General features: G+C 52.4%; 22 protein-coding genes. 7 read left to right on the forward strand and 15 right to left on the reverse strand.

Translation table 11 applies throughout. The features are described 5' to 3' along the window. Nucleotides 1–7 precede the first annotated feature (7 nt). The 6 genes from JL719_RS15995 to JL719_RS16020 form a co-directional block, all read right to left on the reverse strand. Nucleotides 8–1,021 (reverse strand): dihydroorotate dehydrogenase-like protein, encoded by a 1,014-nt coding sequence (locus JL719_RS15995; protein ID WP_033155301.1) that lies wholly within the window; start codon nt 1,019–1,021, stop codon nt 8–10. Then, nucleotides 1,014–4,646: a pyruvate:ferredoxin (flavodoxin) oxidoreductase gene (nifJ, locus tag JL719_RS16000; protein WP_033155302.1), complete on the reverse strand. Its 3,633-nt coding sequence runs from the start codon at nt 4,644–4,646 to the stop codon at nt 1,014–1,016. The genes JL719_RS15995 and nifJ overlap by 8 nt, the downstream gene beginning before the upstream one ends. Nucleotides 4,647–4,952: 306 nt before the next feature. Beyond that, nucleotides 4,953–5,495 (reverse strand): hypothetical protein, encoded by a 543-nt coding sequence (locus JL719_RS16005; RefSeq protein ID WP_033155303.1) that lies wholly within the window; start codon nt 5,493–5,495, stop codon nt 4,953–4,955. 92 nt (nt 5,496–5,587) lie between these two features. Further along, a complete protein-coding gene (locus JL719_RS16010) occupies nt 5,588–6,052 on the reverse strand; it encodes an SRPBCC family protein (protein WP_033155304.1) in 465 nt (154 codons plus the stop codon). 168 nt (nt 6,053–6,220) lie between these two features. Beyond that, nucleotides 6,221–6,592, reverse strand: a complete 372-nt coding sequence (locus JL719_RS16015) for a hypothetical protein (protein ID WP_051669609.1) — start codon at nt 6,590–6,592, stop codon at nt 6,221–6,223. A gap of 68 nt (nt 6,593–6,660) precedes the next feature. Then, a complete protein-coding gene (locus JL719_RS16020) occupies nt 6,661–8,418 on the reverse strand; it encodes a L,D-transpeptidase family protein (protein ID WP_033155305.1) in 1,758 nt (585 codons plus the stop codon). Between the two features lie 382 nt (nt 8,419–8,800). Here JL719_RS16020 and JL719_RS16025 point away from each other — a divergent pair, with 382 nt between their 5' ends. From JL719_RS16025 to JL719_RS16040, 4 genes are read left to right on the forward strand one after another with little or no spacing between them, the layout of a single operon-like run. Continuing rightward, nucleotides 8,801–10,090 (forward strand): hypothetical protein, encoded by a 1,290-nt coding sequence (locus JL719_RS16025; protein WP_033155306.1) that lies wholly within the window; start codon nt 8,801–8,803, stop codon nt 10,088–10,090. A gap of 15 nt (nt 10,091–10,105) precedes the next feature. Beyond that, on the forward strand, nt 10,106–10,321 hold the full coding sequence (locus JL719_RS16030; RefSeq protein WP_033155307.1) for a DUF2905 domain-containing protein: 216 nt from the start codon (nt 10,106–10,108) through the stop codon (nt 10,319–10,321). A 24-nt stretch (nt 10,322–10,345) separates the two neighbouring features. Further along, a complete protein-coding gene (locus tag JL719_RS16035) occupies nt 10,346–10,849 on the forward strand; it encodes a YqiA/YcfP family alpha/beta fold hydrolase (protein ID WP_033155308.1) in 504 nt (167 codons plus the stop codon). A gap of 17 nt (nt 10,850–10,866) precedes the next feature. Beyond that, nucleotides 10,867–11,040 carry a rubredoxin gene (locus tag JL719_RS16040; protein ID WP_033155309.1) on the forward strand — a complete coding sequence of 58 codons (174 nt, stop codon included), beginning with the start codon at nt 10,867–10,869 and terminating at the stop codon, nt 11,038–11,040. Nucleotides 11,041–11,059: 19 nt separating this feature from the next. Here the strand turns inward: JL719_RS16040 and JL719_RS16045 are convergent, their stop codons facing one another. From JL719_RS16045 to JL719_RS16060, 4 genes are all read right to left on the reverse strand, one after another. Continuing rightward, the gene (locus JL719_RS16045) at nt 11,060–11,416 is read right to left on the reverse strand and encodes a hypothetical protein (protein WP_033155310.1); all 357 of its coding nucleotides are present in this window, start codon (nt 11,414–11,416) and stop codon (nt 11,060–11,062) included. Nucleotides 11,417–11,521: 105 nt separating this feature from the next. Continuing rightward, nucleotides 11,522–12,487: a protease modulator HflC gene (gene hflC, locus JL719_RS16050; protein ID WP_033155311.1), complete on the reverse strand. Its 966-nt coding sequence runs from the start codon at nt 12,485–12,487 to the stop codon at nt 11,522–11,524. Further along, nucleotides 12,484–13,461 carry an FtsH protease activity modulator HflK gene (gene hflK, locus JL719_RS16055; RefSeq protein WP_051669611.1) on the reverse strand — a complete coding sequence of 326 codons (978 nt, stop codon included), beginning with the start codon at nt 13,459–13,461 and terminating at the stop codon, nt 12,484–12,486. The genes hflC and hflK overlap by 4 nt, the downstream gene beginning before the upstream one ends. A 124-nt stretch (nt 13,462–13,585) precedes the next feature. Then, nucleotides 13,586–16,852 (reverse strand): bifunctional diguanylate cyclase/phosphodiesterase, encoded by a 3,267-nt coding sequence (locus JL719_RS16060; protein ID WP_033155312.1) that lies wholly within the window; start codon nt 16,850–16,852, stop codon nt 13,586–13,588. A 314-nt stretch (nt 16,853–17,166) separates the two neighbouring features. Between JL719_RS16060 and JL719_RS16065 the strand changes: the two genes are divergently transcribed. Next, nucleotides 17,167–17,712, forward strand: a complete 546-nt coding sequence (locus tag JL719_RS16065) for a peroxiredoxin (RefSeq protein WP_051669613.1) — start codon at nt 17,167–17,169, stop codon at nt 17,710–17,712. 58 nt (nt 17,713–17,770) lie between these two features. Here the strand turns inward: JL719_RS16065 and corA are convergent, their stop codons facing one another. Then, nucleotides 17,771–18,736 carry a magnesium/cobalt transporter CorA gene (gene corA / locus JL719_RS16070; RefSeq protein ID WP_033155758.1) on the reverse strand — a complete coding sequence of 322 codons (966 nt, stop codon included), beginning with the start codon at nt 18,734–18,736 and terminating at the stop codon, nt 17,771–17,773. 36 nt (nt 18,737–18,772) lie between these two features. Then, complete coding sequence (locus JL719_RS16075; protein WP_051669615.1) at nt 18,773–19,978, reverse strand: hypothetical protein; 1,206 nt, start codon at nt 19,976–19,978, stop codon at nt 18,773–18,775. A gap of 147 nt (nt 19,979–20,125) precedes the next feature. On the opposite strand from JL719_RS16075, the gene JL719_RS16080 reads away from it, so the two are divergent. Next, nucleotides 20,126–22,837 (forward strand): cation-translocating P-type ATPase, encoded by a 2,712-nt coding sequence (locus JL719_RS16080; protein WP_033155313.1) that lies wholly within the window; start codon nt 20,126–20,128, stop codon nt 22,835–22,837. 128 nt (nt 22,838–22,965) lie between these two features. Here the strand turns inward: JL719_RS16080 and JL719_RS16085 are convergent, their stop codons facing one another. Together JL719_RS16085 and JL719_RS16090 are read right to left on the reverse strand one after the other, a co-directional pair. After that, on the reverse strand, nt 22,966–23,763 hold the full coding sequence (locus JL719_RS16085; RefSeq protein ID WP_033155314.1) for a flagellin: 798 nt from the start codon (nt 23,761–23,763) through the stop codon (nt 22,966–22,968). A 62-nt stretch (nt 23,764–23,825) separates the two neighbouring features. Beyond that, entirely contained in the window at nt 23,826–24,215 is a 390-nt protein-coding gene (locus JL719_RS16090) for a hypothetical protein (RefSeq protein ID WP_033155315.1), read from the reverse strand. 316 nt (nt 24,216–24,531) lie between these two features. On the opposite strand from JL719_RS16090, the gene JL719_RS16095 reads away from it, so the two are divergent. Next, nucleotides 24,532–24,822, forward strand: coding sequence for a hypothetical protein (locus tag JL719_RS16095; protein WP_051669617.1), 291 nt, complete (start codon nt 24,532–24,534; stop codon nt 24,820–24,822). Nucleotides 24,823–24,971: 149 nt separating this feature from the next. Here the strand turns inward: JL719_RS16095 and JL719_RS16100 are convergent, their stop codons facing one another. Next, on the reverse strand, nt 24,972–25,937 hold the full coding sequence (locus JL719_RS16100) for an MlaA family lipoprotein (RefSeq protein ID WP_033155316.1): 966 nt from the start codon (nt 25,935–25,937) through the stop codon (nt 24,972–24,974). Between the last annotated feature and the right edge of the window lie 86 nt (nt 25,938–26,023).

Here is a 26,023-nt window from a genome sequence, read left to right on the forward strand (position 1 = left end):
TTTTTCGCTATCTCAACACGCCAGCGGAGGGCGTGTAACTGTCCAATACATGGATGTAATTGGCACGCTCATACGCGCTAGGGTCTATGGCGTGCTGTTGACTGACGCTGCCTTTTAACTGGCTGATGGAATCGTATTCGTGTTCGATCAGCCATTGTTCCAGTTCCGCGCGGATTTCGCTGAGTTTGCCCACACCTTGCGCCAACAATACACTGCACAGATGCACCACGTCCGCGCCCGCCAGCAAGGCTTTGATCACATCCGCGCTGTGGTGAAAACCGCCGGTGACCGCCAAGGACAATTTCACGCGACCATATAGCAAGGCCGTCCAGCGGATACGCAACAAGGCTTCGGCTTGCGTGGACAATTGAAGTTTCGGCACCACTTCCAGCGTTTCCAAATCAATATCCGGTTGATAGAACCGGTTGAATATCGCAATACCATCGGCACCGGCAGCTTCCAGGCGTTGGGCAAAATGAATCGGCGAGCTGAATTGCGGACCGAGCTTTAGGGTCAGCGGCACACTCACCCGGCTTTTTAATTCCCGCAGAATATCCAGATAGCGGTTTTCGACCGTTTCGCTGCTTTCGTCGGCATTGGCCGCCAGGTGGTAGATATTCAACTCCAGGGCGTCGGCCCCGGCTTGCTGCAAGGCTTGGCCGTATTCGATCCAACCACCCTGGGAAATACCATTCAGGCTGGCGATCACCGGAATATGCAAACTGCTTTTCAAGCGTTGCAGATGTTCCAGATATTGTTCCTGGTAAGTCAAAATCTGCTCAGGCACCGGATGAAAGGAATCGGCCTCGCCATAGCCGATGCCTTGCCCGAAAAAAAACCGCTCCATCTGTTGCTGTTCGGCTTCGATTTTTTCTTCAAACAAGGAAGACATGACAATGGCCGCTGCGCCGGCATCTTCCAGCCGACGCGCACTGTCCAAGTCCTTGCTCAGCGGTGATGCCGACGGTACTAGAGGATGCGCCAGTTTCAGGCCCAAATAATTTGTTGTTAAATCAACCATGTTGGCTCTCCTGGGCAAGATCGGCTTTCAGTGCCGCTTTGGCAGCGGCGACGCTGGTGGCATCGCTCCATTCCAGCGCGGCCAGTTGTTGGTAGTAACGATAGCGGTTTTTCACGTCTTGTTGCGCCTGTTTCAAGAACGCCTCGGCGTGGTCGGGATGACTCTGCCAGAGCATGCTGAAGCGGGTTTCGCTCATCACAAACTCGCGTAGAGGCACCGACGGTTCCGCGGAATCCAGTTGCATCGGATTCTTACCTTGCTGGATGCGGCCGGGATTGAATCTGAACAAGGGCCAGTGTCCGCTTTTCACTGCCAGGTTTTGTTGGCGATGATTGTTGGACAAATCAACGCCGTGCGCGATACAAGGCGCATAAGCGATGATGATGGACGGCCCATCGTGAGCTTCCGCTTCCAGGAAGGCGTTCAGGGTTTGCGTGTCCTTGCCGGCATAAGCCACATGGGCGACGTAAACGTTGCCGTAATCCATCGCCAGCAGCGCCAAGTCTTTTTTCGCGGTGGCCTTGCCGCCTGCCGCGAACTTGGCCACCGCGCCCAGCGGCGTGGATTTGGAGGTCTGGCCCCCGGTGTTGGAATACACTTCGGTATCCAAAACCAGGATATTGACGTTGCGACCGCTGGCCAACACATGATCCAGACCGCCGTAGCCAATATCATAGGCCCAGCCGTCGCCACCGATGATCCAGACGCTTTTCTTGCACAGATAATCCGCCAGCGGCAACAAGGCTTGCGCGGCAAGTTGCTTTAGCGAGGGTAAATGCTGTTTCAATTCCGCGACACGTTGGCGTTGTTCGTAAAGGCCGGCTTCATCGGATTGGTCGGCTTGTAAAATGGCATCAACCAGTTCGCCACCCAAAGTTTCTCGTAACGACACTAGCAATTCGGCCGCATGTTCGGCTTGCTTATCTATAGCCACTCGCATGCCTAAACCGAACTCGGCATTGTCTTCGAACAATGAATTGTTCCAGGCCGGCCCCCTGCCCTCGGAGTTTTTAGTCCAAGGCGTGGTCGGCAGATTGCCGCCGTAAATGGACGAACAGCCGGTAGCATTGGCTACCACCATGCGGTCGCCGAAGAGCTGAGAGGCCAATTTCACGTACGGGGTTTCGCCGCAACCGACACAAGCGCCAGAGAATTCGAATAAAGGCTGCAACACCATAGAACCCTTGATGGTATTGGTTTTCAGCAGCCTACGGTCGTATTCCGGCAAGGACAAGAAATAATCCCAATTTTGGCTTTCCGGCTCGCGTAGCGGCGCTTGCGGGCGCATGTTCAAGGCCTTGCGGCTGGCGTTGGATTTATCGCGAATCGGGCAAATATCCACACAAAGCCCACAACCGGTGCAATCTTCCGGCGCCACCTGATAACTAATGGATAAACCGGCCGGAAAATCTTTACCCAACATCGCCGCGTGTTTGAAAGTCTCCGGCGCATTGCTCAAGGCTTCGTTAGGCACAATTTTGCTGCGAATCGCCGCGTGCGGACAAACCATCGGACATTTGCCGCATTGGGTACACAAATCGGTTTCCCAAACCGGAATCTCCAACGCCAGATTACGTTTTTCGTAGGCCGCCGTGCCGGTCGGAAAGGTGCCATCGGCCGGCATCGCGCTGACCGGCAAGGCATCGCCCCGGCCGGCGATAATTTCGCCGGTGACGCGGCGGATAAATTCCGGCGCGCTATCCGCTATCAATCCGGCAATATCAAAACCGCTATCGGCCCGCTTAGGCAAAGGCACATGGCGCAAACCGGCCAGCGTTTCGTCTATAGCTTTGAAGTTTAAATCAACGATACGTTGGCCTTTTTTGCCGTAGGTTTTTTGCACGGCGTGTTTAATAGCCGCAATGGCTTGCTCTTGCGGCAACACCCCGGAAATCGCGAAAAAACAAGTCTGCATGATGGTGTTGATGCGTTTGCCCATGCCCGATTTTTCCGCGACCGCGTTGCCGTCTATCAGATAAAACCCAATTTTCTTATCCAACATTTGCTGCTGCATCTTGCGCGGCAGAGTTGCCCAGACTTCATCGACCGACGCCGGGCTATTCAACAGAAACACCGCCTTGTCGGCGGCGTTGGCCAGCATATCGTAGCGTTCCAGAAACACGGTTTGGTGGCAGCCGATGAATTGCGCGTCGTTTTCGCCGATCAAATACGTGGAGCGTATCGGCTTTGGCCCGAAGCGCAGATGCGAAACGGTAACCGCGCCGGATTTTTTCGAGTCGTAAACGAAATAGCCCTGGGCGTATAAATCGGTTTCTTCGCCGATGATTTTGATGGTGTTTTTATTGGCGCCTACCGTGCCGTCACTGCCCAAACCGTAAAACATGGCTTGAAAGGTTTGATCGTGGGTATCGGTGCGGTAAGCCGCGTCCCAATTCAGGCTGGTGTGGCTGACATCGTCGTGAATCCCGACCGTGAAGTGGTTCTTCGGTTTCGCATTTTTCAGTTCGTCGTAAACCGCCTTAATCATGCCCGGCGTGAATTCCTTGGACGACAAGCCATAACGGCCACCCACTACTTTGGGCAGGCTGGTAAATTTTTCGCCATCGCTGAAGGCTTGGGCCACGGCGGCCAATACATCTTTGTATAAAGGCTCGCCGTCGGCACCGGGCTCCTTGGTGCGATCCAAAACTGCGATTTTTTGGCAACTGGCCGGCAAGGCGTCGATCAAATGCTGCGGTGAAAACGGCCGGAACAAACGCACTTTCAACAAGCCCACCGCTTCGCCCTGGCGATTCAGATATTCCAAGGTTTCTTCCACCGCTTCGGCGCCGGACCCCATAATCACGATTACTCGCTCGGCTTGCGGCGACCCGACGTATTCGAACAAGCGGTATTGACGGCCAGTCAAACCGGCTAGCCGGTCCATGGTTTGTTGGGCAATCTCCGGCAACGCGGCGTAGTAAGGATTAACCGATTCCCGGCCCTGGAAATACACGTCCGGGTTTTGCGCGGTACCACGCAGCACCGGCTTATCCGGCGTTAAGGCCCGGCCGCGATGCTGGCTAACCCAGTTGTCGTCGATCATCGCCCGGATGACGCTATCGTCGATCTCGACAATTTTGGCAACCTCGTGTGAGGTGCGGAAACCGTCGAAAAAATGCATGAACGGGATGCGGCTTTGCAAAGCCACGGCATGCGCTACCAGCGCCAAATCCTGCACTTCTTGTGGCGAGTTGGAGCACAACATCGCGTACCCGGTCATCCGCGCCGCCATCACGTCGCTGTGGTCGCCAAAAATAGACAAGCCCTGGCAAGCCAGCGAGCGGGCGGCGATATGAAACACGGTCGGGCTCAGTTCGCCGGCGATTTTGTACATATTCGGCAGCATCAACAACAGGCCTTGCGAGGCAGTGAAGGTGGTGGCCAAGGTACCGGCTTGCAGCGCACCATGAATGGTACCAGCTGCGCCGGCCTCGCTTTGCAGTTCGACTACATGAGGTACAGTACCCCAGAGATTGGGTTGATCGCGGGAGGCCCATTCGTCGGCCCATTCACCCATCGCCGAGGACGGGGTAATGGGGTAAATTGCGATCACTTCATTGAGTTTATAAGCAATACTGGCCGCAGCCTGATTGCCGTCTATGGTGAGGGTTTGCTTTTGCATGGGATAACCTTTTCAGGAAACAAAACGGGGGGCCGTCGGGCAAAGCCGACGGCTTTTTTATGATGCTCTAAGCATAGTCAAAAATTGCCTGACTAATTTTTAGTCAATTTAAAGATGTCCCAAATAGGACGGGCGATTGGCTGGTTTGCTCACGATTTGATCACAAGTTTATCCACAACTTCTGTGTATAACTGTACTTTTGGACAATGGCTGCCACCGAAAACAATAGCCTAAACCCCATGGACTCAAGCTGATTATTCCTCCCCCAACGGCTTATCCGCCGTCTAACATTTGCAAACCTTGCGTTTATTCAGCCCAGTCGTCGCGCAGTACGATAGGCATCACTTTATCTTCGACTGCAATCACGGCCTTATTCAACACTACCAATTGTTTATCCTCGACAAACTGCACACCCAACATATAAAAAATCGGCCCCCAAAACGGGTTGATCATCAAGCCACCGAGTATGCTTTTCGCGCTGCGTTTCAAATTTTTTAACGGGTTAAAAGCGACAGCCAGTGTTTGCTGGGGATGCTCGGCGAATACGTCGGTGATCGGCTTAAAAGTCTGTTTATCCCGGCTTTCCAGTTCATCCAAGGCAACCGAGAGCTTGCGAGCCATTTTGTAAAAATGCAGACGCGCCGCAGTCGCCGATACCGCGAAGGCAATCGCCATCAGCGGCAACAGAATACTGGGCGGCAACAAGGGAGCGAAAGCCGGCGCCAGCAATACCAAGCCATATCCCAACATGACGGTATCTTCCCCGCGCTCGACATCGCGGTCCAGATTTTTAACGATAGCAACCACTTGATTGCCGGACTGATCCAAATAACCTTTGTCTTGAGCCATATTCGTCTCCTTCAGGTTGAATGTGCAGGGTCTTGATTAGATGCCTGCGGTTAAAAAAAGTCAACTGCCAAACCGATACCAAATTGCATGCGCTACGGCCCGCCAACGCCCCACTTTGCTTGCAGATAATCGCGGCGCGTATCGAAAATACGCTGCAACTTATCGCCGATAAAGCCATGCAACAACTGACCCAACCAGCCGAAGGGCATCGTATAAAACACGATGTCTTCCAATACGATGCCGTCCTCGCAAGGTCTTAGGCAAACTTCATGGCTCCAGAATCCAAATGGGCCGACGGCTTGTTGATAGACAAACCTATTCGGCTTATCGCAGTGGCTGACTTCCGAAAGCCAAGACATGGGCACACCCAAAACCGCTTTCATCCGATAACGGATCAATAAGCCGGGGTAAATATCCTCGGGGACCGGCGAAGTAATATCGACATGAAAAAACTCCGGCGTAATTTGATTTAAATAGTGCGGAGACGAGAAGAAAGCCCAAGCCTGCTGCTGGCTGAGCGCCAAGCGTTGCTGGCGGTGGATGTGGTAAATTTTCATGATACTGGCGGACGACGATGCTGAGTTACTGCGATAGCCAGCAATCTACCGTAAAAAAATTTTTGCGGTAGTGCAGCTTATGCACCGCAATCACGCGGATACGAGAGTCCGGACATCAGAACACTCGGAGGTGAGGCAAGATCCGGGTAAACCCAAACAAACCGAAGATTATAGCGTCGTGCCGCTTTCTGCCTTGATTTCAGCAATTAAATCGCCGAGGTTTTCGCGTTGTCTCAGCACGAAATTTCGGCTTTCCACGGCGGTGCGACTACCCAGCATGATGATGTCCTTGCGATGTTTATGCGCCAGATAGCCGGCCAGCAAACCACCGGAGAATAAGGCAAGCGGATGGCGGATCATTGCACGGGTGATGCTTTTGCTGGCGTGCGTCAACCCGGAAATCACGATACCCATCACCACACCTTTGACCAAAATCTCGCCATTGGTCGGCGGTGCCATTCTGCCTTTCTTGCCTTTGCGCGCCGGCGATTTCTTAACTTTCTCGGTAACCGCCTGGTTTACTATTTTTGCTTGCGTCATATCCCTGTCTCCCAAAAAACCACACTCCGGATAACAGCATAATCCAAAACCGCTAAAACTGAACCCTATTAACCGCCGCCGGCATTATTTACCGCTTTACTGACCAATTGTTGTTTAGCGCCCGGATTAGCGGCTTTGCTTAGAGCGGTTTGCAACAATTGATCTTGACCGTAAATATCCGGGTAAAAGCGCGGTTTATCGTCAAGGCCCACAAACACAGTGGTATAAAAAAACAATACGGGTATCGATTTTTTCAGCGTGACCCGCTGGGTTTTAGGCCCGGCCATAGCTTGCTGTATCGTTTGTTGGTCCCATTCGGCTTGGTCGCCCAGCACAAATTCCGCCAGCTTTTCAGCCTCCGCCACTCTAACGCAGCCGTGACTGAGATCGCGGCGATCACGATTAAACGCTGCTTTGCCCGGCGTATCGTGCAAATACACATCGGCTTTGTTCGGAAAAATAAATTTCACCCGTCCCAAGGGGTTGCTGCTGCCGGGTCGCTGCCTGGCGCGGACCCGCCCGCTCTTGATTTCGTCGACGATGCTGTCCTGATTTTCCTCTTCATCGTCGTCGGCGTCACGTCCCACCAACTCTATATCCTGATTCGCCAGAAACTCTTCATCGCTCACTAGCTTGGGCAGCATTTCCTTGTCCATAATGCTTTTCGGGATATTCCAATACGGCATGAATTCCAGATATTTCATGTCCTCCCAGAGTACCGGCGTCTGATTTTGCTCGGCTTTGCCGACGATGACTTTCATCGTCAAAGGCTGTTGATCGTCGCGAGAATTGAAAGCCCATAACTGAAACGCCGGAATATTCACAAATATCCTCGGCCCTTCCGGCAACTCCGGCATCCAACGCAAACGCTCCATGGCTAATTCAAGCATCGCAATTTTTTCGGCCGGCGTTTGATTCAATAAGGCCAGGGTTTGCTTACCGATCACCCCATCGGCTTTTAAGCCTTGTTGCTGCTGTAAGCGTTGCACTGCTTCCGTCGCGGCCGCATCGTAAAGTGTTTCCGTGTTGCCGGCACCGACAACGTCTTCCGCTTTCAACACACCCAACTCCAACAGACGCCGGCGTAACTCGGGCAATTGCGCGTCTTGCTCGCCTGGGCGCAACGATTTCGCCAAAAGTAGTTTTGGCTTCTGCGCCCCAGTATTTTGCTGGCGATAAGCCGCCAACAAAGTCTTTAACTGCTGATATTGCTTGAGTTTTGGCGCCAGCGCCGCCGGCAGTTCGGCAAGGGATTGTTGTTGAATATGTTGGTTCAGCGATACCGCCACCTCGCTTGCCGATTTGGCGGCAAACTGTGGGGGATAATTGAAGTCGCGCGGATCAACCCGGCCAATATGCAGATCATGCGCGTAATGCACCAATGCTATCGACAAAGCCACGTCGTAAGAGACCAACTGCGTCGTTGCAGTGTGTGGCAGCGCAGCGGCTTGTTGTATGTAGCCGCGCAAACGCTCGACTTCGTAAACGTCCGGATTTAAACCATCGACTTTGGCATTGCTTAACAGACTCAAAGCGTCTTCGCGATTTTTCGCGGCCCGACCTTCGCCCAGCCAAATCAGCTGGTTGGCATTCATCTGATACAACTGCTTCAGAGCATCGCTATACTGCGAAAAATCCGCTTGCGCCAGTAAAGGCTGCTGTTTGCCGGCTAGTAACGATTGTATGGCTTGCCCTACGGAAGGCTCCGGGCTCTGGCTGCTGGCGGATTGCGAAAAAACATACAACAGCATCAGTACCGTCAGCAGATACGGTGGAAAATTGCGCCTGGTTGTTTGATTGGTGCGTGATACGGCTTGCTGGGTCATGATTTTTGCAAGTTCAAATTCGGACAAAGGTTGCCATATTGACAAAATACGGGCTCAAGTTCTAGTTTTGCCTTATGAAAAAGGCTTAATGCCATACAGTTCTCCGATCATTGCCGCACCCTAAAAAGTTTCGGCTAAAGTGATGTTGCTATCGGCAAAATACCGTGCAGGCTCAAGTTTCACAAGTTTGGATCAAGCTGTTCAGAACATGTCGATCAGCATGTACGCTAGCTAACAAAATAAGCTCAACCGCCTGTTTGTAAATGATTTTTGCCGATTTAGCAGATATCTGTATAAGAATTTACCGATTAACGGACAGGCGTATCGCGCTAGAATAGCCGCGTAAATTCTGTTTCAGCACCCATCCACGCCTATCGTTTTCATGCATCCCCATCCAGAACCTGAGCAAACCCCTAACGCCAGACAGCTGAATAGCGATTGCCGCTGCTCGTCGCTAAATCGCACAGCGCTACGTCGCGAACTGAACAAGCTGGACGGAAACGGCGATTTGTATCGGATGATTGCGGAGGAACGGCCGAATTTGTTTGCCGAGTCTGCGGTGTTTATCGATCAAGCTTGCCTGGATCAACAATTGGCAATCATCGCTGCACTGGAACGGGTGATTGCACTACCGGCGTATCAACAACAGGTACTTACATACGCACCGGACGCGGCGCGGTTTTTAGCCAAAGCCCATGGCGTATTTCTAGGCTACGACTTTCATTTGAGCGCTGACGGCCCAAAACTAATCGAAATCAATTCCAATGCCGGCGGCGCGATGATTAATGCATTATTGATTCGCGCGCAAAACAGCTGTTGCGAAATCGCCGGCAACCAGCAGCCTGGCTCACTTAAATTGCCTGGGCAGGATACTCGGCCAGCCGAAACCTTATTTATCGACATGTTTTACCGGGAGTGGCGCGCGGAGCGTGGCTTGGCGCCGCTGCGCAGCATTGCCATTGTCGATGAAGACCCAGAAAATCAATACTTGTGGCCGGAGTTTCTGTTGTTTAAACAGTTGTTCGAACAACATAAAATCAAAACCGTAGTCTGCGACCCCAGGGCCTTGCGCTATGACGACGGCGCACTTTGGCACGGTGATCTGCAAATCGATCTGGTTTATAACCGCTTGACCGACTTTGGCTTGGAATCGCTGGAATGCCGGACTTTACGGGAAGCCTATTTAGCTGGTGCGGCCGTGCTGACGCCGCACCCCAGAAATCATGCGCTGTATGCCGACAAAAGGAATCTGGTTTGGCTAAGCAACGACGAGTTTCTGCGTACAATCGGCGTCGATGAGCGCACCCGAATACTATTGCGAGAAGGTATTGCCAGCACGGTGCTGGTTGATGCGCAAAATGCCGATCAGTTCTGGGCCGAACGTAAGCAGCTGTTTTTCAAACCCGCCAGAGGCTATGGCAGTAAAGCGGCGTATCGCGGCGATAAATTGACCCGGCGCGTTTTCGAGGATATTTTGCAACACGATTATGTCGCGCAGACGCTGGTAAAACCCAGCGAACGGCATCTGGATGCCGGCGAGTTAAAACTGGATTTGCGCCACTATGTCTATCAAGGCCAAACCCAATTGCTCTGCGCCCGCCTCTACCAAGGCCAAACCACCAACTTTCGCACGCCGGGCGGCGGTTTCGCGCAGGTGGTGGTAGTGCCATAACGCACAGGAAAAGAGATGGAACCCGGCAAAGCACTAATCGTTATCGGCGCGGCCATCCTGGTGATCGGCTTGATTCTTAATTATGCCCCATGGTTGCTGAATTGGTTCGGCAAGCTGCCTGGGGACATTCGGATTCAGAATAAAAACAGCTTCGTGTTTATACCGATTACATCGATGATTGTGGCCAGCGTGCTGATCACGTTACTGGCCAATTTATTTTTCAGAAAATAAGCTTTCGCACAGCGAGAAAAAATCATGAGCAAACTGGTGATATACAACCACGGCAAGGACAGTATTCCCTGGGGCAAAAAACCCTTGGCATTGGCGGAGGTCGCCAAACGGCAAGGGTTTGAATTTATCAGCCCGGATTATCAAGCCAGCAACGATCCGGACTGGCGGGTACAACAGCTGTTAGCGCTGGATGTATCGGGACATGAAACGATAGTGCTGGTGGGCTCCAGCATGGGTGCTTATGTTTCGACCGTCGCGGCGGAAATCATCAAGCCGAAGGGCTTGTTTTTGATCGCGCCGGCATTCTATTTGCCGGGCTACGCGCGGACCGAGTTTAAACCAACAACAGCCAATATCGAGGTATTTCACGGCTGGGAAGATGATGTGGTACCACCGGAAAACGCCTGGCGCTTCTGCCGCGAACATCGCGCGCGTCTGCATATATTGGATGCCGACCACCGCTTATTAAGCATATTGCCGATAATGGCGACTGCTTTCTCGCGATTTCTCGGCGATTGCGCCGCTTAATATCCAGGGAAAATCCAATGAGCGATTACAAAAAATACCATTGCCAGGAATGCGAACACATTTACGACGAAGCCAAGGGCGATCCGGATAGCGGCATTGCGCCCGGCACCCGCTGGGAGGACATCCCCGACGACTGGGACTGTCCGATTTGCGGCGCGCCGAAAAGTTTTTTCAAGTTACTGGAATATTGAGCGCTCCGATCAGGCAATCTCAGTACATACCGTTACCGAGCAAAGCCCCGGCGGCGGCACCAATGCCGGCGGCTATCGGGTCGCCATTTCCGAGCTGATAGCCCATTGCACTACCGACCATCCCACCTAACAAGCCCTGCGGCGAACGCTGGTCGTAGCCGTAATAAGCCGGTGGCGGTGGTGGCGCGTAATACCGAGGAGCCGGCACATATTCAACGACCGGGGCGGGTTGATAATAAACCACTTCTTCCCGGTACATCGGCCGATAATGCCCGTGATGATGGTGGCCATGATGATGCCCCCAATGCTCATGGTCGGCCAACGCAGCAGACGAAACCAATAAACCCAAAACGATGACTGTTGTTGTTTTTAACATCGCAAACCTCCTGTTAAACAATTATTTGCTTGCGATAAAGTTTGCCGTCCGTAGCTTAATTTTTGCTTATTGGCGATACAAACAGCAGCGCTGTTTTGGCGGCTATCAACGATTCTTTTGCTCCACCCGCTTCAACAAGCCAAATAAATCGCTATTGGTAGACAATACTATGGTGGCGTCGCCGTCTATCACTTTGCGATAGGTTTCCATGCTCTTCAAGAACTTGTAAAACTCGGCGGACTCGGACTTTTGCCCGTATGCCTTAGCGTAAATTTCCGTGGCCTTGGCATCCGCTTCCCCTTGAATTTCTTGCACGCGCTTGTAAGCCGTCGATTCGATTTCGTTAAGATCCCGGTCCCGATTACCGTTAATTCTGGCCGCCTCGCCTTCGCCTTCCGAGCGGAAGCGCTGGGCAATTTGCAAGCGTTCGCTGATCATCCGTTGATGGATACGCTCCAACACTTGATGGTTGTAATTAATGCGTTTGAAACGTACATCCAGCAGCTCGATACCAAACTCCGCCAATTTCGGCGCGGCCGCATCGAATACGTCTTTTTCGATTGCCGCCCGGCCCACCCGAATCGGCCGCAGCACCCCTATGGTGCCTTCGCCGGTCAACGGCCCCAAACTTTCGTCTTGCAAGGGTTTGCGATCCTTATCCGAACGCACCACTTCGATCAATTCATGGCGGGCAATCGCCGTGCGGGTCTCGCTACCCAAAATATCTTCCAAACGCGATTGCGCGCTGCGTTCGTCGCGCAAGCGCAAGTAATATTGCATGGGCTGGGTGATGCGCCAGCGGGCGAAGGTATCGACCTGTACATAGGTCTTATCTTTGGTGGACATTTCCACCATCGGCCCATCCCAGGCCAGGTAACGCTTATCGAAGCTATTGATCTGCTGGGTAAACGGGATCTTGAAATGCAAACCAGGGCTGGTAATCGGCTCGCCGACCGGTTTGCCGAACTGGGTGATGATGACTTGCTCGGTTTGATCAACGGTAAACACCGATTGCCATAGCAAAAACCCCGAAACAACGATTAACAGCCAGTTTCTTATCGATAAATTCATTTCACTACTCCCGCTGCCTGACCGGGAAACGGCAACATCGGCAATATTTGCTGCACCGTGTCATCGACAATAATTTGCTGGCTGGCTTGCGGCAACACCTCGCCCATGGTTTCCAGATAAATCCGCGCGCGGGTCACGTCCGGCGCTTTTAGATATTGCTCCAACACCTGATTGAAAGCGGTGACATCCCCTTCCGCTTCGTTAATTCGTTTAAAACGATAACCTTCCGCCGCGCGAACTTTCTGATCCGCTTCACCACGTGCACGCGGCACGGCTTTGTTATATTCGCCATTAGCCAAATTGATGACATTCTCTCTATCTTGCTGAGCACGATTCACTTCATTGAACGAGGGCTGTACCGGCTCGGGTGGATTCACATTTTTCAGTTGTACCTGGTTAATTGACACCCCCAATTGATAGCGCTCGGCTAAAAGGCGCGCACGTGCCAATACGGTTTCCTCTATTTCTTGCCGGCCGATGGTGATGATTTCATCGACAGTGCGATCACCAACCACTTCGCGCATCACGGCTTCGGAAATATCCCGCAAAGTCACACCGGGGTCGCGGACCACAAATAGATATTTTTCCGGATCGGTGATCCGGTATTGCACGATCCACTCGACCAGCGCCGAGTTCAGATCGCCGGTGACCATAGACTTTTCCAAAGCCGGCTCGTCACTGATTTGATCCGGGTTGGTGAAGCCTGCCGTGGCAAAGCCAAACTCCAGCTTCTGCTGACGCTGAGTCGGCACGGTGATGACGCTATCCACGCCAAATGGCAGTTTGGCATGCAAACCGGACGGAACTTTTTCGATGTATTCGCCAAAGCGCAACACAATCCCCTCTGACTCGGCGGGAATGGTATAAAACGACATGCTCGCGCCGACCAGCACCGTGATGAGAATCAGAACCGCCAAGGGCGAAATCGGCAGCGAATCGGGCAGATTTTTAAAAAGGGGATTGACGTCGTTCAAGGGCTGACTCCGTTAAGTCGGCGAAAAATCAAGATGCAAGGCAAGGCATTGCCGGTCACCAGCACCGCCGAATTTAGTAAACAAGCATGGACCCGCTCCACCCTTTCGTCAATTTGTATGCTATTCAAATCGCTATGGTGGACTCGATAACACTTTGCCGCAAAAACAGCTCAAACTGGTCACTGGGCATCGGCTTAGCGAATAAATAGCCTTGAATTTCCTGACAGCCCTGTTCGCGCAAAAACTCCCGTTGTTCAACCGTTTCCACACCTTCGGCTATGGTCCGCAAACCCAGGCTGGCGGCCAAACTAATCACCGCATTGACGATGGCTTTATCTTCCGAATCAGTACTGATGTCGCGGACGAAAGATTGGTCAATCTTTAATTTGTATACTTTAAATTTCTTCAAATAACTCAGCGACGAATAACCGGTACCAAAGTCGTCGATAGACATGCGTATCCCGCGATCATGCAGATTATTCATCACCGCTATAGCCGCTTCTGGATTCTGCATCGACACCCCTTCGGTCAATTCCAACTCCAAATACTCAGGCGGCAAGCCTTCCTCTTCTAGTATGCGCGAAACCAAATCCGGCAAGGCCGGATGACTAAATTGAGCAGCCGAGAGATTGACCGCCATGATCAAAGGCCCCAACAACCCCTGATCAAGGCAGGTTTTCGCTTGCCGCACCGCCGTTTGCAATACCCACTCACCGATAGGCAAAATCAGTCCGCTATCTTCCGCTACCGGGATGAATTCGGCCGGCGAAACCATACCAAACTCGGGATGCCGCCAGCGCAACAAAGCTTCCGCACCGATCACGCGCCCGCTATGAATGTCCGCCTGCGGTTGATAATAAACATGCAGTTGTTCACGGTCCAAGGCATGGGATAAGGCATTAACCAGTTGTAGATTGCGCTGGGCGCGGGCTTGCATTTCCGGTGTAAAAAAGCGGTAACCGTGCCGGCCATCGGTTTTGACTCGGTACATGGCCACATCGGCGCTTTTAGACAGGCTTTCCAGATCTTCGCCGTCGTTAGGATACAAGGCTATGCCAATCGATGCGCTCATCGTCAAATCGAATTCCTCAATCCGGTAAGGTTCGGCTATCGCATCAAGAAGCTTCTGCGCGACATTCGCCGCCCCGCCGGCATCGGTGCCCGGCAACAAGAAAATAAATTCGTCGCCGCCCAAACGGGTCACGGTATCTTCTTCGCGCAACACGGCACAAAGCCGATTGGCTAACTCCACCAATAGCGCATCGCCGACGCTATGCCCCAAGGTATCGTTAATATTTTTGAAATGATCGAGATCAAGAAACATCAGAGCTAAGTGGCCGTTACTCCGTTTGGCCAAACTCAATGCATATTTCAAATGATCGTCCAATTGACTGCGATTCGGCAAGCCGGTGAGCGAATCGTAATTGGCCAAGTAATAAATGTGCTCCTCAGCCTGCTTACGTTCGATAGCTAAGGCGACGAAATGCGCCACCATTTCCAGCAAGCGCAATTCATGTTTGCTGGGAACGGCAGGGTGACGATGATAAATCGCAAAGGTACCCAGCACTTTTTTACCGGCGGAGAGTACCGGCTCCGACCAGCATGCCGCCAAACCGGCCCGTTCTGCCAGCGGCAAAAAAGGCTGCCAAAAGGGATGCTCGGCCAGATTTTCCGCAATCGTTCTTTGCCCGGTGTACGCGGTATTGCCGCACGACCCCGCTCCGGCACCAATTTTTAGCCCATCGATCGCCTGATTGTAGAAATCCGGAAGACTAGGTGCCGCGCCTAGCCGTAAACATTGCTCATCATCCACGAGCAAAATCGAACAAATGCTACCAGCCAACATAATTTCCAGTTCGGTAACCGCATCATGCAAAATATCCGTCAACTGCAGGTTACCGTTGAGCCGTTCCAGCATAAACACCCGCAAACTTTCCATCTGCTGCGCTTGCTGGCGCTCGGCCTCACGCTCGAAGCCACCGATGGCATGATCGATGTCCATGGCCATTTCCAACAGCAGATTGCGCGCGGCATCGTCAAACACATTGATTTGATCGCCGTACAGCATAAACGCCCCAGCCGGCTTGCCGTTTCGATGCAAGGGTAAGGCCGCGGAAGCCTGCCAATCGAATTTTGCCCCACGCGCATGCCAGGCTACGGTGGCGGGGTCGTGTTGAAAATCCTGACACCAATATGGTTTGTCCTCTCTGACTGCGGTACCGGTTGGTCCGCACCCGGTCGGCAGGTTCTCGTCTATTGATATTTCAATGCCATCCAGATACTCGATGCCGATGCCATAACAGGCAACCGGTTTAATAGTTTGGCTGTTTTGGTCAAGCATGCCGATCCAGGCCATTTTCATGCCGCCAAATATCACGGCGTCGCGGCAGATTTGCGGGAATAATTCGGCTTCGCTGGTACAGCGCACGATGGCTTGGTTACATTGACTTAGCGCGGCATACAATTGCGTCAATCGCAGATTTCTTGCCTCGGCAGTGCGGCGCGCGGCTTCAACGCTTGCCAAACTTGCCCGCGTTTCCGCCAACCAGCCCAACACGCTGTTGCGCATGCCCTTGCTTACCGGAATATCGGCGGAAAAATCGCCGCTACCCAGCCGCACGATCTGATCGTGCAATTCATCGACCGAGGCTCCCAATATTGCGTGTAAAGTCCGATACGCCCGCCAAAGCGTCAATAGCAACATTACCCCGAACACCACAAACACCACCCGCAACCAAAAGGCAATACGCGCTCTGGCAACCACACTCTGTTGCGTGCGCAGGTCTATCAATTCGAAGGCGTCGATGATCGATTGCATGACTTTCGCTTTTGCTCGATGGTAAGTCGCATCGTGCAGCATTAGATTGGCTTGATGCCATTTGCCGTCGGGCATTCCCTGATTCGAATCAACCATGTCCATCGCCGTGCGCTCTATTTGGATAAGTGCAGCGGAATCGGTCGTGGCTTCGGCCATTTTCGCCAGTTCCTGCTCGGAAAACCCGGCTTGCCGCATCAACTCCAGCAAGGCCACCGGCTGCGTGCTTGATTGCGGCGCCGGATGAGCATTGGCGATCACCAAGTCCCAATACATGTCGTGATAATTTTCGGGCCTGGGCAGTTTGCCGTCGCGAATGTCGATAATCTCTTGAAAATAGTGTTTATAAACCGGATCGCCGGTCGCGACATAACTGCGCGCCACATGCGAGAGATCGTTGGACGATTGCCTAAATTCATCGGCCAGCAAGTGTGACGCAAAGCGGATTTCGTTGGCGCGATCAATTTGCTTCTCGGCGCGCACGTAAACCGCGAATGCGATCACGAAAATCACAAACATGACCAGATTCAGCCACAAAATTCGAGAAAACCGGGAAAAGTAATACGGTCGCGTCATTTTGCTTATTCCGTTATTCAACTCCAAAATAGACACCAGCCGGCCAAAAACTTAAAAACAACCGGCCTAAAACCACGAGTAATATAAGTGAAATATAAGGTGAACCGTAACACTAAAGTTTTCCGGCTTTCGGTCCGGACGCCCGAACCATGGGGCTTATCTGTTGAAAATGGATGTCGGGCCTATCCAAACGAATCACTGCGATTACCTATTCACCATTGTGTAAGCGGCTTTTTGCGGCATACTGGCGATTATAATTAAACACAAAAACATTCGGTATTTCACCGTCGTAAGCCCCTTAAGGGAGATCATGCATGCAAAAATACACTCTTACATTCAGGCTCTTGGTCTTCATGCTGCTCGCCTTACCAACGTTTTCGATGACAGCAAACGCGGCTCCGCTGCAAGTTGGCCAATCGGCACCGATATTTCAACTGCAAGCGCACGCTGGCGACCCAGTAAGTTTAGCCGCTCGGCGCGGGAAAGGTTGGACAGTCTTGTATTTTTATCCTAAAGCCGGTACACCCGGATGCACTGCGCAAGCTTGCGCTTTCCGCGACGCCATCGAACTGATCCGCAAACAAAATGCCGAGGTATACGGGATCAGTACGGATGACGTCCAGGATCTGTTGGCATTTCATCAGCAACACAAACTGACCTTCACCTTATTGTCTGACGCGGACGCCAAAGTCAGCGAAACCTACGGCGTAAAAATGCCCATATTGAACATGGCCAAACGCTGGACCTTTATCGTCGATCCCGACTTAACCATACGCCGTATCGATGACGATGTAGACCCGGCCCTGGATGCCAAACGAGTTGCGGAAACGCTGAAGCAATTGCAGGCGAGCGGGAACTGATACAAAACCAAGCGTATAAATATTCACCCAACCGGGCAACTCTTAGCGGGTTTGTAGCTCACAACCATCCTGCCCGCTTCAAACGCCAATACAAGGCCAAGCTGCACACCGCCACGCTGCCCACTACCAAGGGATAGCTATAGGCCCAATCCAGTTCCGGCATATGTCGGAAGTTCATGCCGTACCAACTGAATACCATAGTCGGTATCGCTAAAATCGCCCCCCAACCGGCCAAGCGTTTGACCACCTCGTTTTGCCGCACGGTCTCGAAAGTCAGATGCACCTGCATCGCCGCCAACAACATCTCGCGCATACCGTGGATAGCCTGATCAACACGCTTGATGTGATCGGCGATGTCGCGGAAATATACTCTGACATCCTTATGTATCAGGCCAACATGAAAGCGCATCAACTCGTTGCAAATGTCGATAACCGGATTAATCGCTCCTTCCAAAAGCAATAATTCGCGCTTCAGCTCGTATAAGTCTTCCATGGTTTGCCGGCTGGGCCGGTATTGAAATATCGCGGATTCCAGCACATCGAAACGGTCTTGCAAGCCGGCTATCGCCACCATGTAATTATCGACGATGAAATCCATAATCGAATACAAAGCAAAACCCGGTCCCTTGCTGAGTTGGTGCGGCATGGCCTGACAACGCTCACGCACCTTGCTCAAACTCTGCGACGCGCCATGGCGCACGGTGACCACAAAGCGCGGCCCCATAAAAATGTGCGTCTCGCCGAATTCCACTTTTTTCTCGATCAATTCCGCCGTGTGCAACACGATAAACAAGGAATCGCCGTATTCCTCGATCTTCGGCCGCTGGTGCGCAGCACAAGCGTCTTCAATCGCCAGATCGTGCAAACCAAACTCCTGCTGAATTTTTCTCAATATCTCGGCATTCGCCTCGCGTAGACCCAACCAGATAAAGGTATCGTCTTTCAGCAACACTTCGCTGATGTCTTCGATGGTAACGTCACCGATGCCCAGGCCTTTTTGATAGGCCACGCAGCGCATCACCATGTTTTTATCGATAGTTTCGCTCAAAATGTCTCCCGTTTATTTGGAAATGGTGATTTCCGGCGCACCTTTGCGCGCCAAATCGGTCATGGTCATTTGAAAAATCTGGCATAACAATCTAAAACCTTCCCGATTCCATTGATAGCCGGTTTCCGGCTCTAAGGCATAATAATTGTCGCCGAAACGCACACTAATATCGGTTGACGACGGCTCGTCTTCGCTAACCAGCAAGGCCATGGTTTGCGCAGGATTCTCTCTAACCGAAGGCGTTTGCGGATGTTTATCGACAGGATACTCCGGATCGTCGCTTATCGTTTGACCGATAAAATTCAATACATTGTGAAAACTGCGCAAACGAAACACGCCATGCAGCGGCCACTCGCCACCAGGATAGCCTGCTCGAATATCGACGCTGACATCGTTCTCGGCGCCTTGATCGGCTTCTTCATGCAAACGCAAACGCTCTTCGTTGCTCAATGTTACGGGATCGTAATTGGTCAATAGGATTCGTCCGGTCACCCGCTTAGTTAAGGTCAGTTGCTTTTGGTCTGCGCTAAACTCAACTTTATAGTCTTTTTGCAAAGCAGCCAATTGCTCGGCGTTTAGCGATTCGGCAGGCAGACTCCAGCTGCGATTGAATATCAACGGTTCCACAAACAACTTATGGCTATCCTGAATGGACGACAAATGCAGCACGGCTTGGCGGAACAGCCTATAACCGTCACCATCCATGGGTTTGTTCAAGTACACGCCAGCCTGCTCGCCGCCGTTTAGACGCAGCTCGCCAGCAAGCAGACGCAGCACCAAATCCACGTCCACGCCTTGCCGCAACAACATGGTCAGCTTGCTTTCCTGAAACGGTGTCAACAAGCGCCGGGTAAACTCTTCGCCTTCAATAGGCACAATGCTGATAGTCGGATTTTCCGACATCGTCCCGCCAAATACGGGCGTCATCACCGAACCGACTTCACCGGTAAAGGCCGGCGTGGCACCGGCATTGAATTGAAAATTAAACGTAGCGGCGATGTTCGAGACACCGGTGAAATGCATGGGTTGGTGCTGATGGGCCCGGCCGATGTTCAGCAACAATTGTTTCGACAAAATATCGGTGGCAACCTTGTCGTATTCGACAACTGCCCTGTCCAGCGCCAGCGGCGAAAAGCAGCCTTGCAAAGCACATAAAGCCAACACAGTCGTGTACCTGACGGCGAAAGGCGCGAGAGAATAGCGGCAATTCAAGCTCATCTTTTCTATCCAAACCAAAAATGAGAGAGTGTGCCTGCTACGCCATCCAAAACGCAAGTAAGCTGATGGACACACCGAGACGCATACCGGAAATACTCCGAGTCGTTTTAAACTGCCGAACCTAATTCTGCTAATCGGATTACGAGCATGAAAATTCACCATCTAAGCCCCGAAGAAGCTCTGGACAGTTTAGGCTCCAGCATGAACGGCCTCGCCGATGCCGCCATTGAAGGCCGTTTACATGAATTTGGCTTCAACCGTATCGAGGAATCGAAAAAAACCTCGGCCTTGCTACTGTTTGCCCAAGAGTTTCTGCACTTTTTTGCCTTAATTTTATGGCTGGCAGCCGGATTGGCCTTTTTCGCGGAATCCCGGCAACCCGGCGAGGGCATGGCCACTTTGGGCTATGCGGTGCTGGGTGTCATAGCGATCAACGGCTGTTTCTCATTCTGGCAACGGCATCAAGCCGAGCAAGCAATCGCCGCCTTACAAAAGCTGCTGCCGCATCAAGTTAAAGTGATCCGAGACGGCGAGCTGAGTTTGGTATTTGCCGACGAATTGGTGCCGGGCGACCTGCTGGTATTTCAGGAAGGCGATAACGTGCCGGCTGATTGCCGGCTGCTGGAAGCATTTAATTTGCGGGTAAACAACGCCACCATCACCGGCGAGTCACTCCCCAAGGGCCGCGACGCGCAAGCGTCGGATGTCGAGGACATCAGCCAAAGCCGCAACATTCTATTGGCCGGTACCTCGGTGGTGGCCGGCGAAGGCAAGGCACTGGTGTTTGCCACCGGCATGCATACCGAATTCGGCAAGATTGCCCATACCCTGAAAACCACCGTCAAAGGCCAATCGCCGCTGCAATTGCAAATAAGCCGCCTCAGCCGTTTTGTGGCTTTGCTGGCCCTGCTGTTGGGTGTGGTGTTTTTCTTTATCGGGCAATTCATCGGCCTGACGTTTTGGGAAAACTTTATGTTTGCGATCGGTATCATCGTCGCCAATGTCCCGGAAGGTCTGCTGCCCACCGTGACGCTGTCGCTGGCGATGGCTACCCAGCGCATGGCCAAGCGTAATGCCTTGATCCGCAACCTACCCTCGGTGGAAACCCTGGGCTCGACCACGGTAATCTGTACCGACAAAACCGGTACGCTGACTCAAAACCGCATGGCGGTTAAGCAGCTGTTTCTGGACAATCAATATTGGCAACCCGAGCAATTGGGCAGCGATAGCCTGCAACATCACACCGCCTTTTTAGCCAACGCGGCTTTGTGCCATAGCCTGAAACACGTGGAAGGCAAAGGTTTGCTGGGCGACCCGATGGAAGTGGCACTGGTGTCCATGGCACATGAACAAGGCATGCGCATCGATTACCCGAAAATCGGCGAAGTGCCCTTCGATACCGACCGCAAACGCCTGTCGACTATTCACAATACACCACAAGGCAAAATGTTGTTTTGCAAAGGTGCACTGGAAATGGTGCTGCCGCTGTGCCGGCACATTGTGATGCACGGTAACGTAGAACCTCTCGGTGACGCTGGTCGTCAACAGCTGGTAAACGCTCTAAAAATCCTGGCAGACCAAGGATTGCGCGTGCTGGCGTTTGCCTATCGGCCCCTATCGGACCCTGTCGAAGCCGAGCCGGAACAAGCCTTGATTTTCAGCGGCCTGGTCGGTCTGGAAGATCCGCCGCGGCCGGAAGTCGCGGATGCCATCGCTCAATGCCATATCGCCGGCATTAAAGTCATCATGATTACCGGCGACCATCCGCATACCGCCGTGGCGATTGCCCGGCAAATCGATTTGGTCAAAACCGAAAATCCCAAGGTGATTACCGGCGATAAACTGAAAAAACTCACGTCCAGCCAGTTGCAGGTGGCCTTGGATGCGCCGGAGATTATTTTCGCCAGGGTCGGCGCCGACCAGAAAATGCTGATCGTGGATGCCTTGCAGCGCAAGAAACATGTGGTCGCGGTGACAGGTGACGGCGTCAACGACGCACCGGCCTTGAAGAAAGCCGACATCGGCATTGCGATGGGCAAGGCCGGTACCGATGTCGCTAAGGAAGCGGCCGATATGATTTTGCTGGACGACAACTTTGCCAGCATCGTGGCCGCCATTGAGGAAGGCCGCGCGGTGTTCGACAACATCCGCAAATTCCTCACTTATATCCTCAGCTCCAACATCCCGGAACTGATCCCTTATCTGGCCTTTGTGTTGTGCAAAATTCCGCTGCCATTGACCATCATCCAGATTTTGGCGGTTGACTTGGGCACCGACATGCTGCCGGCTTTGGGCTTGGGCGTGGAAAAGCCGGATGCATCCGCCATGAACAAACCGCCGCGCTCTTACAAGGAAACGCTGATCGACTGGCGCTTGCTGGCCAGGGCTTACGGCTTCCTGGGTCTGCTGGAAGCCCTCGCGGCAATGGCTGCATTCTTTTTTGTGTTGCATCGCGGCGGCTGGGATTATGGCGAGATATTGTCCAACCATCACCCGCTCTACCTGCAAGCCACTACCGCCTGCCTGACCGCTATCATCATGATGCAGATCGCCAATGTGTTTATTTGCAAACAGCGGCAACGCGGCCTGTTAGCCACATCGTTCTTGGACAATAAGCTGATCCTGTCCGGCATCGCTCTAGAAATTGCGTTGATTCTGACGATTGTCTACACGCCCTGGGGCAACGCGCTGTTCGGCACCGCGCCGATAGACATCAAAGTTTGGCTGTTTACCTTGCCGTTTGCGCTCGGCATGCTGCTGCTGGAAGAATTCAGAAAATGGTTGGTGCGGCGCTTCGCGCTTTTTCCTGTCCTGGTAAAACCGCTGAAACTGCGTAAGCGCTTACTGAGTCGCCACTAAGCAATCACGCCCACTAGGCTACCCATCCTTCCGCCTAAGCAGCGGCAGCGCGCCGATAAAACAGCGGAAAAGCGATAGGCGATTGCGGACAATCAAAACCTGACGTGTAGATGCAGGTCACACGGCGTTCAGATTCCGGTTAACAACGCCGATGCGGCTTTTTGATTGTCTTGATATAGCTTGAGCGCGTAGCTAGCCACCTGGTTTTGCAACTTTCCCTTGTTCAAGTCAACAGCCGTTTGCGCATAGTCAGTGTCTTGAATACGGCTGCGGGTTTCGGCCAGATTCTGATAGCTGCTGCTCAGATTCGCCAGATTTGAATTCAAGCCTGCAGCAGTACTTGCCAAGTTACTCTGCTGATTCCCGACATTTTTAATCGCACTGTCTATGCTATCCAGCGCATTGGACGCATTTGCAGCGCTCGATACATCCAATCCCGACACACCCAGGGCGGTGCTGGATACATTACTGAGGCTTAAGCCAAGGGTATCTCCGGGATTGGGGCCGATTTGCAATTGACCGGAAAAACTGCCGTCCAACAGTTTTTGATCGTTGAACTGGGCGTTACCGGCGATACCATCAATGCTTTTACCCAAGCCATTGATCTCGTCCTGAAGGCTTTGCCGATCAGCGGCCGACAGGGAGCCGTTTCCGGCTTGCACCGTCAGTTCACGAATGCGTTGTAGGTTGTCGGTTACCTGAGTTAATGCGCTACTGGCTGTATCCGTAAGCGACAGACCCTTGCCGATATTGCCGATTGCTTGGTTTTGCCCTCCCAAGCGACTGCTTATGGCATCGGCAATTGCCAACCCGGCAGGGTTGTCGGCGGCCGAATTGATCCGCTTCGCGGAGCTAAGGCGCTGGATGCTGGTTTGGATCAGACTTTGGGATTTGTCTAGGTTGTTAGTATTGATTGACGACAACATGATGTCACCTCGCTTACTGTTTTTTGACGGCCTCTTGCTTATCTAACTGAACGGTAATCAGGCTAAGCAACGATGTCTATTGAACTCCCCACCGCTTTGTTGTCATCAGCCGCAGAAGTTGTCGTTATACCCGCCACGGTTTGCGAATAGGTAGACGGTCTTACCTCGGCGTTCTGAATAGTCTTAGTTAACTGCGCGCCTGCATCTTGAAAAGCGTTGGACAGATTCAGTCTTAAGTGCGCGGCGTCAGAGTCCACCTTGGCCTTACTGGCTTGGGAATCGAGCGCCTGGGCTTTGGCTGCATATTGGTCGGCTTGGGCTTGAACGGCATCCGCCTGTTTTCTCAAGGCTTGCGCCATTTGCTCGGCTTGGTCGGCATTTCTTTTGGCCGTCAGCGCGCTCAACTGTTGAAAGCCGGATTGATTAACACTGGAAACAGTTAGGGAAGACATAGCGTTCTAAACTCCCTGAATACACCGCAGGCTGGCGGCAGGTTTCGGAATGAACATGCAGTTTCACTCCAATAGGACACCGTATTACTCCAGGTTCAGAGGAATGTCAAACACCAATTTCGGATATTGCCGGCACTCAGCGCAGCAAAGAAACCTCAGCCCGATAACGCCAACGATTGCCGACAATCTTTGCCAGCATTCGCTGCCCACTCCCGCTGACAAGCAGCTCGAAACTGACTAAAATGCAGGCGATTTTTCTGCTGAGCCGCCGGGAAACCCGGTTGCGATTAGTCCACCATCTACGCCCGTAATCCACATGAACCACGAAGTTATTGCCACTAGGGTAGAACATATCGCCATGGCGACAGGCATCATTGCCGGGCTATCGGCTGTCGCGGCGACAATAGCCACGCCGACCGGCCTAAGCGCTTTTGGCGTCTGGTTGGGGCTGGTCGATGAACCTTTGATAGTAACCGTCGCGCCTATTCTGGATAAATTAGCCACGGTATGCGGCACCATTTCCGGCATGACCTACTTTTATGCTGTCAGGAAAAAGCGGCAAACCGCTAAGCAATCTGTATCCGATCATTCCGCACCATCCGATTAGATCAAATTCGCTCAAACACCAAACCTCTGGATTGCCCCGAGGCGTTGCTTAGTACATCGTGGAAAAAAGGCCTTCTCCAATACGTTACCAAACAGTCAAAAGAGCTTGCCTGGATAAAGCCGCATAACGGGCTTTATCCAGGTCTTTACTCACCTTCTACGTCTGTGCTTACTCAGTTTATCGAGCTTGTTTGAAGCTTCCTCAAACGATTGCAGCATGTTGTCGAAGGCATTGGTATCGGCAGTAGCGCCGACGGCAGGCTGAGTGGACGGTGACCCACTCTGTTCAGTCTTGTTGGTGGTGTCTAGCGATGGCTTGAGAACGTCCGAGCTGCCGGGCTTGGGTTCAGACGCAGCGTCAACGGTGGGATCAATATCGAGATCATAGTTCGCGCTGTCGCTTTTTCCGTCGTTGACCAAATTGCGCCGATATTGCAGGAAGGATTCCCGAGTAAACACATACGGGTCTAAAGCAGCCTCATTGATAAAGTTCAACGCCCCTTCGGCATTTGCCCGATCATTAATCCCCTCGAGAATACCGGTACCCGGCACGTAGGTACCTGGGTTGGCGGCTCTATCGAGGATGCCCGCGCCGCCATCGCGAATAGTGGTGGGCCCAAAAACCGGCAACACCAAATACGCACCTTGCCCGACTCCCCACACAGCCAAAGTTTGCCCAAAATCTTCAACATTGTTTTTTAAACCGACCTCGCTGGCGACGTCTATTAATCCACCCACGCCAATGGTGGTATTGGTTAAAAAGCGTCCTGCGTCCGAAGCGCTCTGTTGGAATTTACCCTGAAGGACATCGTTGAGCACCACGTTAATACCCTTCAAGTTGGTGAAGAAATTATTGACGCCAGTTTCCATGAAATCAGGTGTAATAAATTTATAACCATCGGAAACCGGCTTAAAAAAATATTTGTCCAGTGTCATATTAAAACCGTACATGGACCGGTTAAATCCCTCGTACGGATCAGCATGGCCCGCTTCATTAACGGAAAGCTCATCACGCTTTTCCGTACTCGCGCATCCGGGCAGCAGCAGTGCACTGGTCAATAAACACACTTCTATCAAAAGTGCCCGGTTCTTGCCTGGATGCAATTGGGTAAACATCGCTTAAAAATCCTGAAAGTAGTTTGTTTCTGGAAGCTTTAATTGTAGGGTTAAGACTTAAACCACTCCATATTAAAGAGTCGATT

The sequence above is a fragment of the Methylomonas sp. LW13 genome (genome assembly GCF_016865255.1).
In the GTDB taxonomy this organism is placed as follows: domain Bacteria; phylum Pseudomonadota; class Gammaproteobacteria; order Methylococcales; family Methylomonadaceae; genus Methylomonas.